This window comes from Legionella sainthelensi (genome assembly GCF_900637685.1).
Taxonomy (GTDB): domain Bacteria; phylum Pseudomonadota; class Gammaproteobacteria; order Legionellales; family Legionellaceae; genus Legionella; species Legionella sainthelensi.
In genome coordinates, this window is record NZ_LR134388.1 from 3,251,585 (window position 1) to 3,267,871 (window position 16,287).

Genomic DNA, 16,287 nt, shown 5'->3' on the forward strand with positions numbered 1-16,287 from the left:
TCCTCATGTATCGCTTATTCTGGTATTAATTTATCCTCACCATCCGATACAGGATCGGGAGGAAGTAATGCTTGTGCGGAATAATTTGGAGATAGCATTGGATTTAGTTTAATAGGTGGTGCTACTCCACTCGTTGCATAAAAATCCCGTTCGGGCTCCGTTAAATATATATAAAACAACAATAAACAAAAAACGCAACTCAACATTAAAGAGAAAATTAATGCAACTATACCCCGTCTATATACATTAACATCAAATCTTTTACTTTTCTTTATCAAACTCCAGGTTTCACGACTCATCGCATCCCCTATGCTACAGCACGTCTAAAGGTAATTTCTACTCGAGCATTTACTGAGTTATCACCACCTTGAGTATATGCAATTATAGGTTTATCACTCCCTAACCCTTCTGTAAATATAAATCGGCTATCCACACCTTGTGCCCAAAGATATTCGCTAACTACTCGGGATCGAGCTAAGGTCAATGCGTGCTCTCTTTGTGGTGATATATATTTACTGCTGTAACTTGCTATATTAATTGCTATTTTGCGAAATTGCTTCAAGAAAACAGCTATTTCATTTAGCAACGCATATGATTTCCATTTTAAATGGGGGGTTTCCGGTTCAAATAAATAACTCGCGGGGATACTAATCATATAATCTTGGCCTATAGTGATTACTTTTACCCCTTTTTTGTTTAAGTTCTTTGCGAGCTTCATAATAGTGGCATCGCAAGCCCCTAAAACTTTACAAGGGTATTTCGGCTCCTCTTTATCAAGGGCCCAATAATCACGACTACAGGAAGTTACCATTAATAAGGCAGCCAATCCAACAGCCCGAATTAGATTAATACGCACCACTCTCACTCGTTATCCTCATATTTCAAAATAATAACCATAGATTCTGACTGTAGTTCTATTGCATTTTTATCTTTTAGAAAAGTCTATAAATCATTACGTTACAATGAATTCAAGAAAATATCTATTTTTTTAAAAATTTATTTATTGCTTTACCATTTTTTGAAAAAAAACAAAGCACTTGGGTTTGTTTTTTTTCAAAAATCCATTACATCCTCCATTTTACAATTATTTTATTCCTATTCATAAGATCGAAAAATGCAAACAAAATAGAACTGTTGGCATTAAAGAAAAGAGTGTTGGGTTAACGACACAATGGATGTCTATGTTTTGAATATCGCAAAGAATTATGTTGCGGTGATGTTTAGAAAAAAATTTAGCCATGGAAAACATGGCTAAAATAAAATTCATAACAAAAGATAGAACATTAGGTCAATTCGTCAGAATTTTGATTTGCCCTTTGACGTTCGTTCACAAGTTTTTCAGTTAATCCTTTCACTATCCCCGTTAATTCATCTGGTGCAATAAAGTCCCTTTCTTCTGGTGGATAACTGGTTGCTAATTGAAAATCTTTAATCAGTTCATTAGAAACTGTTCCAGCATATTTATCTTTAGCTCCAGCTAGACGCTCAATATTCATCATCTGATTGCGTGTTTCATTAATAGGTAATAAGGCTTCAGAAAATGCCTCCTTATCACTTACCAAAATTGGTGGATCATTTGGATTTAAACGCAAAGGACTAAAGATGGTTAATACTCCCTCAATTTCCTCTTCAACCAAGTCCTCAACGGGTTCTGGCTCGTTATAGCTATGGAATGCAATTAATGCAGCCACACCCCGCTCTATCGGCTCCTCAACCACTGACTCTCTTAATAACTTACTAATCAGTGTTATTTCCTCATTTTCCACCGACTTCTCAATCGACAAATCACCGCTATCCAAAATCGCCTGAAAAGAGGTCAATTGTTTCTGTAATTTCATTAAATAATCATCAGGAGGAGCCTCTACTTTCAAAAATTGATTTATTTTTAATTGCTTAACTGGCTTAGGATTCGCATAAAACATTCGCGCCCGCACAATTTTTGATTTGAAGAATATATGTGATTCACCTTCTGTTTGCTCCTTAAGATCCAATAAGTCAACACGAGCTCTCTTTTCAAATGAAGAGCTTTTGCTATCCATATAAGTATTCGCCATACTCGAATCTTTCGCTTGGAATGAATCTACTTTAGTTACATAAGCTTCACCAGCTGTCTTTGTAAAGAAATCCCATGTTTCTGTAGGGTCTTCCAACTTCATACATATTTTAATGTTTGTGTTTGCGCCTATTGACGCAGCCTCTTCTTTAGATGCTTTTTGAAATGCGGGTAAATCTTGTCCTGCGAAAATAGCCGAAAATCCAAGTGACCGCGCTTGTGCAGGCACAACAGCAAACCCCTGTACCGCATAATATCCATACTCATCTAGAATACACATATAAGGGGTTGGGGCATTTGTTGGTTTTCTTAAAATCACATCTCGATAATCCCCCTCAACATCTTCTCCCAAGCCAGCTGCCATCATTGCCTTTAATGAGGAAACAATAATTTTACCTAGGTTGGATAATTCATCAGGGGACTTTTCCAATGCAGGCAATAGTACAACCAAAATTCTTCGATTCAATACTACGTCTTTAAAATCCACTTCTGCTAGATTAGTACGGACTATATGACCATAGGTATCTGCTAAAGATGAAAACGCTCTTACCAGCTGCATTGTGATAAAACCATGTTGCTCCAAAACTTGCGATACTTGCTTTCCTTTTTTCTCCTTATTATAACCTGGCAAGGTACCCAGATAGTTACGTAAAGGGTCTGTAACTAATTTAGGTATCGATTCAATGTTAACGCTTTCCTGGTTATCTCGGGGAAAAATTTTATCAACTACTATGGTTTCTAATCGCACTAAATCAAAATAGTTACGAATAGTATCCGCATCAAGAAGTATTGCTCCCTCATCACGCATATACACTAGAAGACGCATTAATGCTTCAACGAAGGCAATCGCACGACCTTTCCACATATCACCGTCTCCACCACCCTTAGAATCCCCCATCAAACTTACTACAAGTTGGGTTAACATACTGGAAGAGCCTTGAGAGAAAGGATTAAAGGTATTAGAAAGTCTTTTTTCCTGTGGACCGATAATATCTCGCGCACCCGTCATGAAATTAATCAAAAGTAAATCATCTTCACGCCCCATGCTTCTGACCATAGAAAAAACTTTAGCGTAAAGAGAGTTATCACCTTTACCATCTACATAAATAAAACCACTGGCTTGTACCAAAGCATTAAAGGCGATAGAAACCAAACATTCCGTTTTACCACTACCAGTAGAACCAAAAATTAATGCATGTGTACGCATATCATCATTAGCAAACCATAATTCATGGCCTGTTTTACGGTCATTACCAAAAAAAGTTATTCCGCGTGCGATATTGGGTTGGTTAATACCAGGCTTCATATCATTGTAATCTTTTACACGAGAAACCTGAGGAAGACGAAATGGTAAACCTTGTTTGCGAGTAAAACTAAAAAGAAAACAAGCCCCTCCAACCAGCATCAAAAGAGTTGCCGCTTCCGAAAAGTAATAGGACATCGCCGATAAAGTGAAAAGTACAATCGAAATATTGGTAGGATCACCAAAAAAATCTGCCAATCGTTGCGTCAGAGTTCGTGTATCTCTGAGTAACTGGGTAGGGTCTAATTCATGACGTGATTCAATACCGCGCATCATGGCTCTAATTCCTCCATTTGACGAGGTGTTAACTTAACTTCTTTTATGGCAACTTCCAATGCTTTTATTGCTTCATCAATCATCGGCACCAAAGAACGTCGCCCCATTTCTTTCTCAGCCTTCCAATGAGCGAAGGCCCCCGCAACTTCTGCATAAGGAGTTTGTCTACCGACGCAATTCAGCATATACCATAAACGTCTATCTACAGGTTTTAACCACAAAAACTCTGAAGCCGGCACGACTCCATCAAGTCGCGCTTTCTCAAGTAATGAAGCTATTACAGTTAAAGTATAGGCATGTTTTGCAGTAACTTCCTGCACTAATTCTGTATTTTTATATTTTTCTATTACTGGTCTTGCAACAAAAAAATCAGGCTTGCCAGCAACATAGGTTCTGTCTATAGTTGCTAAAATATTATTAGCAGCATCTCTATCCCGGTTTATTCTGGCAATAAATACGGCTGCTAACGCATACGCCTGTGGCGAGCAATGTTCAAAACCATCCCAGTACGGTCCTAACTGCAACGTAAAAACACGTTTTGCATCCCCTCTACGAATACCTGCTGTCATTTCTTGTCCAGGTACGGGAGTATCTAATAAAGCATCTTCCTTTTTTAACAAATTGTATTTTCGAGCAAATTCCATTGGCGTCATAGCCATAGCCCAGGGGCCTTTATTCACATCTTGGGCTACTAAATCCTCTTTAACAATAGGCATAATTGCTGGCCAATTGAGCTGTTCTTGTTCACATAATTTTTTCATATTATAAACTTTTCGAAACTTTAAAGTGATGTTAGATCGGTAAAGAACAACAGCCAAAGTAAGAAGTACAACAACCACGGGATAACGCATAAAATCGCCAACTTCTTGAGTAGTGGCCATTAGCTGTCCCCAGTCCACAGCATTAGGATCTACTGTTTGCATCAGATAAATCAGATTGGATAACTGCTCATTATGGACAAACAGATTAACCAATTTTGCTTGCCAAATATTCACTTGGAAAACAAAAATTACAATATATTTATGCCCTGTTTTCCAAATCATGAACCCGGTTATAAACACGAGCACCATGATCCAAATGGGAGCCATCGAATTATCGGAACCTTGTTGTTGACCACCTTGTTGTGCCATTAATAGTTACTTTAAAAAGTTCACTTATTTTAAGTATATACTGCTCTAGGCTAATTTTGCGAGAGATTGGCAAAGGATTATCTGCTTAATGTATAAAAAAAATATAACATTAAAGCAATATCACTGCTCTTTAGTCAAACGACCACGCGAAAATTGGTAAACACCGCTTATATGAACAAAGCGACTCACATTTTCCAGATGCAATGTTTTGTCTTTTAGGGTTAATAGAGTATTACCTAGCTTATCGACAATTGCTTTATCGGGATGAAGGGGAATAATGTCTGTAGAATTAATATAGATTGCTACATAAGCTTCATTTTGCTTATTTTCTTTGGTTTTTAACAATGCTTTCACTTGTTCTTCTTCTGCATATATTGGCCTAGAGATCATTTGGCGCGGTAGATTAACAATAATCCGCTCCCAAGATTGAAGATTCGAACCATCTGCAGAATATAGAGAAATAAAAATCTCTTGTTGATTGCTTCTTAAAGCAAGTCGACTTGCTAAATAAATATCTGTTTTAACTTGCTCTCTACTTCGCGCATTGGCTTTCTTTGCAAACTCATCACGAATTTCATTTAAATTCTTACCAATGGCCCGTAGAAAATTAGACTTATCCCAAGGTCCATTTTTAATTGCCTCATCCAATGCTTCAAGAATGGCTTTATTTTGCTCATCATTGAGTATATCTTTCATACATCAAACATAACCTCTAACTTATGAACCATTGTAAAATTATAACAGCAAATTATTATTTATTGTTTTAAAAAGAGAAAATCATAAGAAATTAATTTTTGCTACGAAAAATGCAATGAAATGATGAAACCCGTTTTAGCCTACCATGGACGTGGCGAATGGCTTATTTGAGCATTAGATACTACTTCTTGGCGACATTTTTCTAATTGTTGAATTGCACTCTCACAATCCGCTGCTTCTTCAGTATTTTGAGTTTGCAGTTTCACTTTCATTATTTGTGTGACTCGTTTTTCTAACGCCTCAAGAGTACTCGCCAAAAATGCGGCATCTTCGGTAGTAGCCTTCTCATTACTAGTTGCATTCGCTGAATTTGAAGACGCGCTAAAAAAACCTTTCGCATATGCCATCCTACTACCCCCTCAACACATAAATCTTATTTAACTCAAGAGTAACAAAATATATTACCAATATATTCAAGACTACAATTTCTTTCGATTTCTTTACAATAAACTTTAAAAATATACATACTAAAAAATATTTAATCGTACATTAACTCATCTAAAGGAGTATAATCACGGCTTGGCCCACCTTGAATTAACTCATTCACTACATCAGTCATACACAACAAACGTAAAACATTTGGTGTCACTTCATCAAAAACCACCCTCAAACCCAGTAACGCTCCTTCTGCTTCATCAAATGTAGCTCCCAAGCCATAGCCTAGGCACAGAGAACATAGTTGATCGGCACGCTTCGCGATTGCTGGTAATAATCCTGTATCTGCAAAAACCTCTTCAAAACTTACAAATCGATCATTAAGATAAAATTTAGCATTTAAACTTGTGGCAATTATTGCCATACATTTACTAATATCTCTTTCCATACCTAACTATCGCCACCACGGTTGTGAAGATTTGAGAGAGCCTGCCAAAAAGCTTCTTATCCATCGTAAAAAGACGGGTACAGTGAAGCCATAATGTTCAATAATACCGAACAATACCGCAGAAACCAAAACAAATATACCTGTCCATATCCTGATATGCATTAGAAATAAAAATAGAGGAAATGCCGCACGCGCATCAACTATAAAAAAACGAGCACTTCGTGCAGAATCTCTCCAATGTGCTGTTTCAGCAAAGCCCCCTGCCATACTTAATGCCTCAAAAAAATTGTTATCCTTTTAAAAAAGTATATACCTAAAAAAAGGGATTCGCATCTCTATTTCAGTAATATATTAAATTTACTGGGGTGCATGCAATCTGATAAAAATGTAATTTTGCAATAGCTTGTGTTTTTGATGGGTATGTTAATATTAAGGTTATTGCCCTTTCCAGTATCTTAGAAAGGGCTTTGTAATTGATACAGATGACTGCTTGTGGATGACTGCGTAATAAAATTAAAAATTAGTTTTTATCGATCGGAGAATAGCCTTTAGAAAAAGCAGCTCCTAGAATATTAGTAAGAACCTCTTCCATTTTAGGTTTCTTAGATGGCTTTAATTGCGGTACAGCAAAAGCCTCTCCTACATCTTCTGACTTTTGTTCTGAAACCGCCTCAGAACGAGGTTCGTTTTTTCCAACAGCTAGTTTTCCTAACATTGTAGAAGTGCTGTTTTTACTCATCTGAACTCCTCTTATCACATCTATAACTCTAACTTAACATAAACAACTTAAGAAATTATTAAGATAATTAAATATTTTTATAAAAAATACTATTGAGTAGTCACTTTATTTTCGTTATGTTAAAACAACCTATAAAAAATAGGTTCAATTGTCATTTATGGACGAATGCAATTGCTCAGCTAACATGGGGCTCTTGCCTAACCTGTAGAGATTTGCTTTAAATATGAAACTGTTGCCAGGATAAAGAGAGTTTATGCCGAGAAAATGACCACGCGCATAAATAGCGACTAGACAGCAACCCAGCAAAGAATACGGTTTATGCAAGAGCTCTAAATAAAGACCAGAGCAATTGAGAAACTATAGAGTCTCTATTTACATAGAGCTTTAGTTAAGGAGGAAATATGGCTAGAGGTGAAGTGAAATGGTTTAATAATGCCAAGGGTTGGGGCTTTATTATCCCGGAAAATGGTGGCGATGATATTTTTGTTCATTTTTCATCCATTCATGGTACAGGCTACAAAACATTAGCACCAGGGCAAATAGTCAATTATGATGTGGAACATGGTGACAAAGGTCTGCATGCGGCTAATGTTATTGTACTTAATGAAAGCGTCGAAGTTGAAATGGCTTAATTAAGTTAACGCAGTATCCTATGGTGCTGCGTCCATTAGTTGCAATTTATTTAAAGCTTGCATATTAATGCATTAAAAATCATCTTCATGTATGATCGCTTTAATTCATTTAAAAGTTAGATAAATCGTGAAGCGTGGTTTATTACTCATCAACTTAGGAACCCCTAAAAATACAGATATATCATCTGTCAGGAGCTACTTATGCGAGTTTCTCACTGATAAGCGTGTTATCGATATACCCGCTTTGTTTCGTTACGTGTTAGTGTACGCTTTTATCTTACCACTTCGTTCAAAGCGTTCTGCCCACGCCTATCAATCGATTTGGACCGAACACGGTTCGCCCTTATTATTTCATAGTCAAAATTTAATGTTACAGGTACAAAATGCTGTTGGATCACACACCAAGGTTGCCCTAGGAATGCGCTATGGCGAACCCTCTATTCTGGACGCATTAAATCAATTAAAAGACTGTGAATCCATCACAGTTTTGCCTTTGTATCCACAATACTCCTCAGCCGCTAGCGGTTCAGCAATTGCCGAAGTTTTTCGGATTATCAATTCTTGGGATCTGATTCCTTCACTTACTATTATTCGCGATTTTTTTCAGCACCCCGCGTACATCAAAGCCCAAGCACAAATTATTAAAGCTCATTTTGATGATAAGACCCATGTTCTTTTTAGCTATCATGGGATTCCTGAACGGCAAATCACTAAAAACAATTGTAAATCGATTTGTGTTGGGCCATGTTCTACCTCTAAAACACATATTCGGGATTGTTATAGAGCGCACTGTTATCAAAGCAGTCGATTATTAGCCGATGAATTAACACTATCTAGCGAAAATTACAGCACAGCATTTCAATCAAGATTAGGAAAAACCCCTTGGATTAAACCTTATACTGATGAAACTCTAGCTAAACTAAGTACTAAAGGTATAAAAAAACTTATTGTCGTTTGTCCCTCCTTTGTGGTCGATTGCCTGGAAACTTTAGAGGAAATAGGAATCAGAGCCAAACAACAATGGCTAGCTCTAGGAGGAGAAGAACTCATTGCCATTCCATCTATGAATACCGATCCCCTATGGGTAAAAGCTATTGTCGAAATAACGCACATGCAACCTAATTCCTGCATAGGAGCATCTTGTGAATCCACGATTCATTCTTAACACCCTATCGTCAAAACTTAAAATTATTGGGTTACTAAGTACGGTGCTTGTCCTCTTAGGAGTTTACTTTCTATACTACTATCCTAAACCCAAACTTCATCCCCCTTCTCCTAAGATAGTTGAAACCACTATTGTGTCTCCTGCTACTATTGAAAAAACAATAAAGCTTATCGGGACTATCCGCCCCAAACACGCAACCATTTTGATTGCCAAAGGTTCTGGAATGCTGGATACACTCATGACCTCAGGCCAAACTGTTCAAAAAGGTGACTTAATTGCAAAAATTACTAACCCAGATATTGAAAAAAGTTATCAGCTTTCCAAAGAGACTGAACAATTAGAAAGCATTCAATATCAACGCCTAAAAAGCTTACAAAAAACGGGTTTTGTCAGTGCCCGCGAAGTAGAGGAAAAAAAGAGGATTTGGATTGACGCCCAAAAGGAAAAAGCTAAAACTAAAATTGAGTTAAAAAACATGCGCTTTTATGCACCATTTGACGGTGTAATTGGTGCATTTAAAATCAAAGAAGGTGCGCAAGTCACCGAAGGTGCGCCAGTAGTAACCATTTATGATCCAAATTCTTTAATCGTTGAAATAGATATCCCTTGTACTCATAATAATTCAATTGAGGAAAATCAACCCATTTATATATTGAATCAACTGTATCATTTAAGCCATGTACAGAAAATGATAGATGATGAAACTCACATGTGCCCCGCAGATGCAGAAATACAATGCCCTCATTGTTTGGTAGGGACTAATGTTATTGGACAGCTCGTAGTGAGTAAAAAAATAGATGTGTTAGTTATTCCTACACAGGCTTTGTTTTTAAAGAAAGGTAAAACGCATGTTTATAAAGTGATTCAGAATAAGATAGAGCTTGTTGCAGTCAAAACAGGCTTACAAGAAAAAGAAAAAGTAGAAATTATTTCAGGTTTAAAATCGGGTGACCAAATTGTAAGTAAAAGTCCAGAACGATTATACCCAGGAATGGATGTCTTAATTTATAAAGGCTAAACACCTATTATGAAGTTTACAAGTTATTTTCTTAAACATCCGGTTATCGCGATTATCCTTAATTGCATGATTCTCTTTTTAGGAGTACTTTGCTTTCACTCTTTGCCTCTTAGAGAGTACCCTAATATCAGCTTTCCAGTAATCACCATAAGTACTAATTATCCTAATGCAAGTCCTGAATTAGTAGAGTCTGTAGTTACCAATCCTTTAGAGGAACAACTTGCTGGTGTTGAGGGGTTAGAATCAATAATCTCTCGCTCTAATACAGGAAACTCTTACATCACGCTACGCTTTCGTCCTGGAATGCCTATGGAAAAAGCACTTAACGCCACTCATGAGGCAGCAAGACTAGCTCAAGCTCAACTTCCTGTGGCTGTAAAAGCACCCGTCATTGAACGCCAAAAGCAATCAGATGGTTTACCGTTTATAGGCATAGCCTTAGAATCCTCTTCTTTAAATTTTGGCGAACTGACTCATTATGCAAACCTGAATTTAAAAAATGTTTTTCGCAGCCTTAAAGGCGTCTCCTCGGTGGAAGTATGGGGACAGCCATTTACATATACGATTAAGTTGGATCAAAAGAAATTGTATGCGTTTGGTATTAATGTTGATGAAGTGGCCCATGCAATTGCCAATAACCGTTTGTCTTTACCCGCAGGAAATTATCAAAATAAAATTCCTACCACGCTTGATTTTGAGTTGAAAACTCCTGAAGATTATGAAAATTTAGTAATCAAAACACAAAACCATCACCCTATTTTTCTTAAATCTCTCGCTCAGGTTCAATTAACAACGGATAATAATCAATTTCGCGTTCAAGTTAATGGCCATTCGGGCTTAGTGCTTGCCATTAATCGCTCTAATGATGCAAATCCTATTGAGGTATCACAAAGCGTACGTAAAGAATTACGAGCCATGGAAAAAAACTTACCTAATGATTTAAAGATCAATATTATTATCGATCAATCCGAATTCATCCAAGCTTCCCTTAAAAACATTCAATCCACAATTTTGGAATCTATTTTTTTAGTTTTAGCAATTATTTTCATTTTTTTAAGGAATGTACGTGCTACCATCATTCCGTTGATAGCTATCCCAATTTCATTATGCGGTTCTTTATTATTTTTGAAAATTGCTGGTTTTAGTATTAATCAAATGACCCTTCTTGCCATGGTATTAGCTGTAGGACTAGTAGTTGATGATGCAATTATTGTTCTTGAAAATATTTGGCGCCATATTGAAGAGGGTTATTCGCCACTCCATGCTGCAACACAAGGGGCAAAGCAAATAGGTTTTGCCATTATTGCTATGACACTCACATTAACTAGTGTTTATGCACCTATAGGCTTTATAGAAGGCATGCTTGGTCAATTATTTATTGAATTTGCAGTCGCCTTAGCAGGGAGCGTTTTTATCTCAGGTGTAGTCGCATTGACATTATCCCCTTTAATGTGTGCAACATTTCTCCATAAAAATACGAAACAGTTATGGCCAATAATCGACCGTGCTCTTAGCCATTTATCTCAACATTACTTCACATTACTCAACCTAATTATTTATCGTAAAAAAACGATTCTTTTTATACTGCTGCTTTCTCTTAGCTCCAGCTTATTATTTTATAAAATAATGCCTGGTGAAACAGCGCCCAAAGAAGATAGAGGATTAATTGGCGTCTATACTCCTCCTATATCCGGGGATAACTTAGATGCTATGGAGCGAAACACCAAACGGGTCCAACAATCCATAGGTAAAATACCCGAAGCTCAAAATACATTAACTTTTTTAGGGGATTGGGGCAGTAGTATTGTGATACCTTTAAAATCTCATCAGCAAAGAGACCGCTCTGCGGAGCAAATTATCCACACATTAAAACCTAAGGTAGATAAATTACCCTCCATAGATGCTAACGTCTGGAGTTGGGATTCAGGCTTACCGGGAATCGATGATGCCCGCAATAATTCGGAACTCGAGTTGGTCATCTCTACTACTGAAAATTTTCGGCAATTATTTGAAGCCACGGAACAGTTTAAAAAAGTTCTGGATCAAAATAAGGAGTTTGCCTCTACTCGTTATGATTTACGGTTAGACACTATGGGATATTCTATCAATATAGATAAAAATGCCTTGGCTCAATTAGATTTAACCCCCATCCAAGTTGCTAAAACCCTAGAAGTATTTTTCAGTGGTGATAAATCATTATCATTTCAGAAAGATGGCATCTCTTATAATCTCTCATTACAAGGTTCATCTAAACCTTGGACTTTAGATGAGCTATATATGACTACTCCTTCTGGAAAGCGAATTTCCTTGGGCTCCATAGCCCAAATGAAAAGACGTGCTCAACCCAGCGCATTAGAACATGTGAATCAGATGCGTTCCACCACTTTATATGCCCAATTACCTGAAAAACAGTCCTTTAAAAAAGGAATGGATAAGCTTTTAAAATCAGCAAAAGAGAATCTTCCCAATCAATATAAATTGAGTTGGTCAGGTGCCGCTAAGGCGTATAATGAGTCATCACAAACCATGATTCTATTATTCGCTTTATCATTACTCTTTATTTATGCCATTCTAGCTGCTCAATTTGAGAATTTTATTTATCCATTCATCATCTTGTTCACTGTACCTCTAGCTTGTTTTGGCGCTTTATTGTTTGCATACCTTTTGGGTCAATCGTTAAATATTTATACACAGATTGGCTTGGTCACTTTAATCGGTTTAATCAGTAAACATGGTATTTTGATTGTTGAATTTGCCAATCAATTACAAAAAGAAGGCTTCGCCATAGCAGATGCAATTAAAAAATCGTGTACGTTAAGATTGCGTCCTATCCTTATGACCACTGGCGCTATGGTATTTGGAGCCATTCCTTTGGTACTGTCACATGACGCTGGCTCAGAGGCAAGGCATGCCATAGGTATTGTACTCATAGGCGGTTTATGCATTGGTACATTGTTTACTCTATTTGTGCTCCCTACCGTTTATTTTATGATTTCGCAAGGCATTGCCAAGCTCGCTCCGAAACATGCAGAAATTAATAAAATTGATAAGAAAATGGTATCCTAATCAAACAAAAAAGCCTATTCCCGTCCTTTGAAAATGCATATAAATCTCATTTAAAAATTGCCTACTCTACTTTATTAATTTAATGTACTATGAAAAAGTTTGTCTTTATATATAGGAGATTATGTTGAAAAGGATCTGTTTTTTAATGTTATTTTTTTTTGTTTCTCAAGCAATGAGCTCTGTCTTTAGCCTAGAAGAAGTACAAAAGCTAAAGCAACACTTTTTCTCTAACATTCAGTCTAACGGTGCAATAGTAGCGTCACCCTCAAAGCAAAATCCTAATTATTATTATGATTGGGTAAGAGATTCTGCAATTGCGATGAATTTAATTGAAACATGGTACGAATCAACTCATGCATATGGGTATAAAGAGCGTTTATTGCACTATGTGGATTGGACACAACTAGTTCAACATCAAAATAATCCAAATTACGGATACGATATATTGGGAGAACCCAAATTTTATATTAATGGCTACCCTTTTAATGAACAATGGGGAAGACCTCAGAATGATGGCCCAGCATTGAGAGCTTCAGTATTAATTCATTTTGCACAACAGTTACTAGACAATCATGAAACTGAATATGTTAAAAGTCGTTTATATAATAACACCATGGATCCTCATAGCATGGGTGCGATTAAAATGGATTTGGAATACATAGCACATCATTGGCCAGACCCCAATTATGATCTTTGGGAAGAGGTTTATGGAGATCATTTTTTTACTGCGATGGCACAACAAAAAGCGCTCCTCGAAGGAGCAACTCTTGCTCGCCGTCTGAATGATAATAGTGCTGCTGTGTATTATGAACAGCAAGCGCAACAAATAGACTCCCGCCTTCGCCGACATTTAGATAAGGAGCATCAAATCATTCAAGCAACTCTTTTACCTCATCCAGGCCCTCAAAAAACATTAGAGCTTGATTCTGCGATAATTCTTGGTGTTCTATTGAATCCACAAAAAAATGGGGCTTTCTCGCCTAACAGCCTCTATGTTCAAAATACAGTCCAAGCCTTGCATGAACAATTCAATTTAATGTTTCCCATTAACCATAATCATCCTGGCGCTATTTTATTTGGCCGTTATCCCGGGGATACTTATGACGGATATCAAACAAACAGTATAGGGAATCCCTGGTTTATTTTAACGGCAACAATGGCTGAGTATTACTATACCCTGGCTAATAACTCATCGATGATAGAGGACAATCGATCTCAAATAGCAGAATACATTCAAGCAGGTGATAATTACTTAAAACTCATAAAAAAATATGCGCCAGATATGAAATTAAGTGAACAAATTAACTTAAATACTGGAGTTCAACAAGGAGCATCATCACTTACCTGGAGTTATGTAGCTGTTTTACACGCGATTGATTATAGAGAAAAATTAGCAAATAAATTTAATTCCAATTAAAGCCTATTCACAATTGGACTTCATAACTTATGTACTTTGGCTTGTCCTTAAAGAAGTCAAATAATTAAGCCAGTGAAGATCCAATTGTTATTTAGAACCCATCAAGAAATCTATTCTTACTCATTCGTCCCCGACTTGTTTGCGAGATCTACGAATCATCAACCATTATTTAGATCCCAAGGACAAGCCGCGGGATACCAATTTAGAGTGTTTCTCTTAAATTAAAGACAGCGACCCTGAGAAGGGTAAAAGCGACGTTCTGAAAATTTTTTTAAGACTTAGATGTTTTATATAAGAGCATTACAAAGTGGGGCTGTGATTTTAAATTCATAACATTTTGTAAATGCGATTTTGGTGGAAATCGATTTTAATGATTTATCCTGTACATTTAATTTGAGGATATGGGCAAAAAGAATTTTCCCCCATATCCTCTTTAAAAGTGGGGAATTACAATCCCCGATCCTCTTAAATTAGGTCGAAGTAATATAGGCAGATTTAGTTTTGCTAATTTCCTGAATGGGATGTACTCTCTCACGCCCCAACAGGCGTAATGGTTTACCTGATACTATATAATTTTCAATCTGTTCTAAACTGATATTTTTTGTCTCCGGCATGTACCAATAAGAATAGATTAATCCCAAAAGACAAATTACCGCATATAGGGCAAATGTATACTCAATGCCCATCATTTTTTCTAAAAGTGGGAAACTAAAAATAACCACGGTGTTAAAAGTCCAGTTACTCATTGCAGACAAACCCATTCCAGCACCACGCACATGTAAAGGAAAAATTTCCGCCATAGCAATATGGGGTATTGGTCCTACACTTACTGCAAAAGAAAAAATATAAATAATTAAACAGACAACAGACAAATATGGGAGCCATACAACTTGATTTAAGGAGAATACACACAAGGCCAACAGACTAATAAACATTCCGGAAAAACCAAATAACAACAATTTGCGACGACCTATTTTATCCACACTAAGTATCGCAATAATCGTCACCAACAAATTGACCAAGCCAATTCCGATAGTCGCCAGTATTTGTCCCGTAGTGCTGTTTAGCCCTAAATTTTTAAAAATTTCGGGAGCAAAGTAAATAATTACATTAATCCCACTTAACTGTTGTAAACAAAACAACATCGTTCCTAACAATAATACAGGCAATAACGGATTTCTAAATAACAACAGCCAACTTCCTTTTTTAGGCTCATTTGCTAAAGTTGCTTCAATATCAAGTAACTCATGTTCGATAGCGTGCGATTTACGTAACTTTCTTAACGCTTTGGACGCTGCGTCACGTCGACCTACACTACATAACCATCTAGGTGATTCTGGCATCAATAAAATACCCAGACTCAAAACCAAAGCTGGGAATGCACTTGAAGCAAACATTGCCCGCCAGTCATGGTTTTCAAGAAACAAATAATTAACCGAGTAAGAGCATACTATACCAACAGTCATCGCTAATTGATAAATAGCAACTACTGCCCCTCTTTTTTCATAAGTCGCTGTTTCTGCAAGATACAGCGGAGCCATTACTGATGCGACCCCTATTGCCAAACCAAGCATTAAACGAGAAACAATAAGTACTGTAATAGAATCAGCAAATCCGGCTCCTAAAGCACCCAAAAAGAATAAAATTCCCGAAAAAGACAATAAAGTCCGACGACCAAAACGTTTGGCTCCTTTTGATGCCGTAATTGCACCAATCAACATAGATCCTAATAAAGCACCAAAAGGTAATGCAGAAGCCATCACACCAACATGTCCTGCAGACAGGTCAAAATGATTTTTGACTAGCTCTAAAGAACCAGCAATAATTCCTTCATCATAGCCAAATAAAAAACCAGCAACTGAACCAATAATTGCAACAACCCATGTCATATTCAACTCCTTGAACCCTA

At 36.9% G+C, this 16,287-nt stretch carries 15 protein-coding genes; 5 read left to right on the top strand and 10 right to left on the bottom strand.

What is annotated here, in order from left to right:
• Nucleotides 1-14: 14 nt before the first annotated feature.
• The 9 genes from icmM to EL220_RS14355 all read right to left on the bottom strand — a co-directional run bounded on the left by icmM (nucleotide 15) and on the right by EL220_RS14355 (nucleotide 7,080).
• Complete coding sequence (gene icmM / locus EL220_RS14315) at nucleotides 15-299, bottom strand: type IVB secretion system protein IcmM/DotJ (protein ID WP_027269592.1); 285 nt, start codon at nucleotides 297-299, stop codon at nucleotides 15-17.
• An 8-nt stretch (nucleotides 300-307) separates the two neighbouring features.
• The gene (gene icmN / locus EL220_RS14320; protein ID WP_027269591.1) at nucleotides 308-865 is read right to left on the bottom strand and encodes a type IVB secretion system protein IcmN/DotK; all 558 of its coding nucleotides are present in this window, start codon (nucleotides 863-865) and stop codon (nucleotides 308-310) included.
• Nucleotides 866-1,283: 418 nt separating this feature from the next.
• Entirely contained in the window at nucleotides 1,284-3,632 is a 2,349-nt protein-coding gene (locus EL220_RS14325) for a TraM recognition domain-containing protein (protein WP_027269590.1), read from the bottom strand.
• On the bottom strand, nucleotides 3,629-4,762 hold the full coding sequence (gene icmP / locus EL220_RS14330) for a type IVB secretion system coupling complex protein DotM/IcmP (RefSeq protein ID WP_027269589.1): 1,134 nt from the start codon (nucleotides 4,760-4,762) through the stop codon (nucleotides 3,629-3,631). Before icmP ends, EL220_RS14325 begins: the two co-directional genes overlap by 4 nt.
• A 120-nt stretch (nucleotides 4,763-4,882) precedes the next feature.
• Nucleotides 4,883-5,458, bottom strand: coding sequence for a Dot/Icm secretion system protein IcmQ (gene icmQ, locus EL220_RS14335; RefSeq protein ID WP_027269588.1), 576 nt, complete (start codon nucleotides 5,456-5,458; stop codon nucleotides 4,883-4,885).
• A gap of 140 nt (nucleotides 5,459-5,598) precedes the next feature.
• Nucleotides 5,599-5,865: a hypothetical protein gene (locus tag EL220_RS14340; protein ID WP_027269587.1), complete on the bottom strand. Its 267-nt coding sequence runs from the start codon at nucleotides 5,863-5,865 to the stop codon at nucleotides 5,599-5,601.
• A 131-nt stretch (nucleotides 5,866-5,996) separates the two neighbouring features.
• Nucleotides 5,997-6,341, bottom strand: coding sequence for a type IV secretion IcmS family protein (locus EL220_RS14345; protein ID WP_027269586.1), 345 nt, complete (start codon nucleotides 6,339-6,341; stop codon nucleotides 5,997-5,999).
• 6 nt (nucleotides 6,342-6,347) lie between these two features.
• Nucleotides 6,348-6,608 carry an IcmT/TraK family protein gene (gene icmT, locus EL220_RS14350; protein ID WP_003635115.1) on the bottom strand — a complete coding sequence of 87 codons (261 nt, stop codon included), beginning with the start codon at nucleotides 6,606-6,608 and terminating at the stop codon, nucleotides 6,348-6,350.
• A gap of 253 nt (nucleotides 6,609-6,861) precedes the next feature.
• On the bottom strand, nucleotides 6,862-7,080 hold the full coding sequence (locus tag EL220_RS14355; protein ID WP_027269585.1) for a hypothetical protein: 219 nt from the start codon (nucleotides 7,078-7,080) through the stop codon (nucleotides 6,862-6,864).
• Nucleotides 7,081-7,481: 401 nt separating this feature from the next.
• Between EL220_RS14355 and EL220_RS14360 the strand changes: the two genes are divergently transcribed.
• The 5 genes from EL220_RS14360 (at nucleotide 7,482) to EL220_RS14380 (ending at nucleotide 14,378) form a co-directional block, all read left to right on the top strand.
• The gene (locus tag EL220_RS14360) at nucleotides 7,482-7,712 is read left to right on the top strand and encodes a cold-shock protein (RefSeq protein WP_027269584.1); all 231 of its coding nucleotides are present in this window, start codon (nucleotides 7,482-7,484) and stop codon (nucleotides 7,710-7,712) included.
• A gap of 127 nt (nucleotides 7,713-7,839) precedes the next feature.
• On the top strand, nucleotides 7,840-8,877 hold the full coding sequence (gene hemH / locus EL220_RS14365) for a ferrochelatase (RefSeq protein WP_027269583.1): 1,038 nt from the start codon (nucleotides 7,840-7,842) through the stop codon (nucleotides 8,875-8,877).
• Nucleotides 8,855-9,895 carry an efflux RND transporter periplasmic adaptor subunit gene (locus EL220_RS14370; protein WP_027269582.1) on the top strand — a complete coding sequence of 347 codons (1,041 nt, stop codon included), beginning with the start codon at nucleotides 8,855-8,857 and terminating at the stop codon, nucleotides 9,893-9,895. Before hemH ends, EL220_RS14370 begins: the two co-directional genes overlap by 23 nt.
• A 9-nt stretch (nucleotides 9,896-9,904) precedes the next feature.
• The gene (locus EL220_RS14375; RefSeq protein WP_027269581.1) at nucleotides 9,905-12,961 is read left to right on the top strand and encodes an efflux RND transporter permease subunit; all 3,057 of its coding nucleotides are present in this window, start codon (nucleotides 9,905-9,907) and stop codon (nucleotides 12,959-12,961) included.
• A gap of 121 nt (nucleotides 12,962-13,082) precedes the next feature.
• Nucleotides 13,083-14,378 carry a glycoside hydrolase family 15 protein gene (locus tag EL220_RS14380; RefSeq protein ID WP_027269580.1) on the top strand — a complete coding sequence of 432 codons (1,296 nt, stop codon included), beginning with the start codon at nucleotides 13,083-13,085 and terminating at the stop codon, nucleotides 14,376-14,378.
• Between the two features lie 470 nt (nucleotides 14,379-14,848).
• Here the strand turns inward: EL220_RS14380 and EL220_RS14385 are convergent, their stop codons facing one another.
• Nucleotides 14,849-16,267 (bottom strand): sugar porter family MFS transporter, encoded by a 1,419-nt coding sequence (locus EL220_RS14385; RefSeq protein WP_027269579.1) that lies wholly within the window; start codon nucleotides 16,265-16,267, stop codon nucleotides 14,849-14,851.
• Between the last annotated feature and the right edge of the window lie 20 nt (nucleotides 16,268-16,287).

Bases quoted from the DNA above. Each gene is read 5' to 3' on its own strand.
- icmP (WP_027269589.1), bottom strand. From the start codon at position 4,762: ATGGCACAACAAGGTGGTCAACAACAAGGTTCCGATAATTCGATGGCT.
- EL220_RS14385 (WP_027269579.1), bottom strand. From the start codon at position 16,267: ATGACATGGGTTGTTGCAATTATTGGTTCAGTTGCTGGTTTTTTATTT.
- EL220_RS14355 (WP_027269585.1), bottom strand. From the start codon at position 7,080: ATGAGTAAAAACAGCACTTCTACAATGTTAGGAAAACTAGCTGTTGGA.
- icmM (WP_027269592.1), bottom strand. From the start codon at position 299: ATGAGTCGTGAAACCTGGAGTTTGATAAAGAAAAGTAAAAGATTTGAT.
- icmQ (WP_027269588.1), bottom strand. From the start codon at position 5,458: ATGAAAGATATACTCAATGATGAGCAAAATAAAGCCATTCTTGAAGCA.
- EL220_RS14325 (WP_027269590.1), bottom strand. From the start codon at position 3,632: ATGATGCGCGGTATTGAATCACGTCATGAATTAGACCCTACCCAGTTA.
- EL220_RS14345 (WP_027269586.1), bottom strand. From the start codon at position 6,341: ATGGAAAGAGATATTAGTAAATGTATGGCAATAATTGCCACAAGTTTA.
- EL220_RS14340 (WP_027269587.1), bottom strand. From the start codon at position 5,865: ATGGCATATGCGAAAGGTTTTTTTAGCGCGTCTTCAAATTCAGCGAAT.
- EL220_RS14375 (WP_027269581.1), top strand. From the start codon at position 9,905: ATGAAGTTTACAAGTTATTTTCTTAAACATCCGGTTATCGCGATTATC.
- EL220_RS14380 (WP_027269580.1), top strand. From the start codon at position 13,083: ATGTTGAAAAGGATCTGTTTTTTAATGTTATTTTTTTTTGTTTCTCAA.
- icmT (WP_003635115.1), bottom strand. From the start codon at position 6,608: ATGGCAGGGGGCTTTGCTGAAACAGCACATTGGAGAGATTCTGCACGA.
- EL220_RS14360 (WP_027269584.1), top strand. From the start codon at position 7,482: ATGGCTAGAGGTGAAGTGAAATGGTTTAATAATGCCAAGGGTTGGGGC.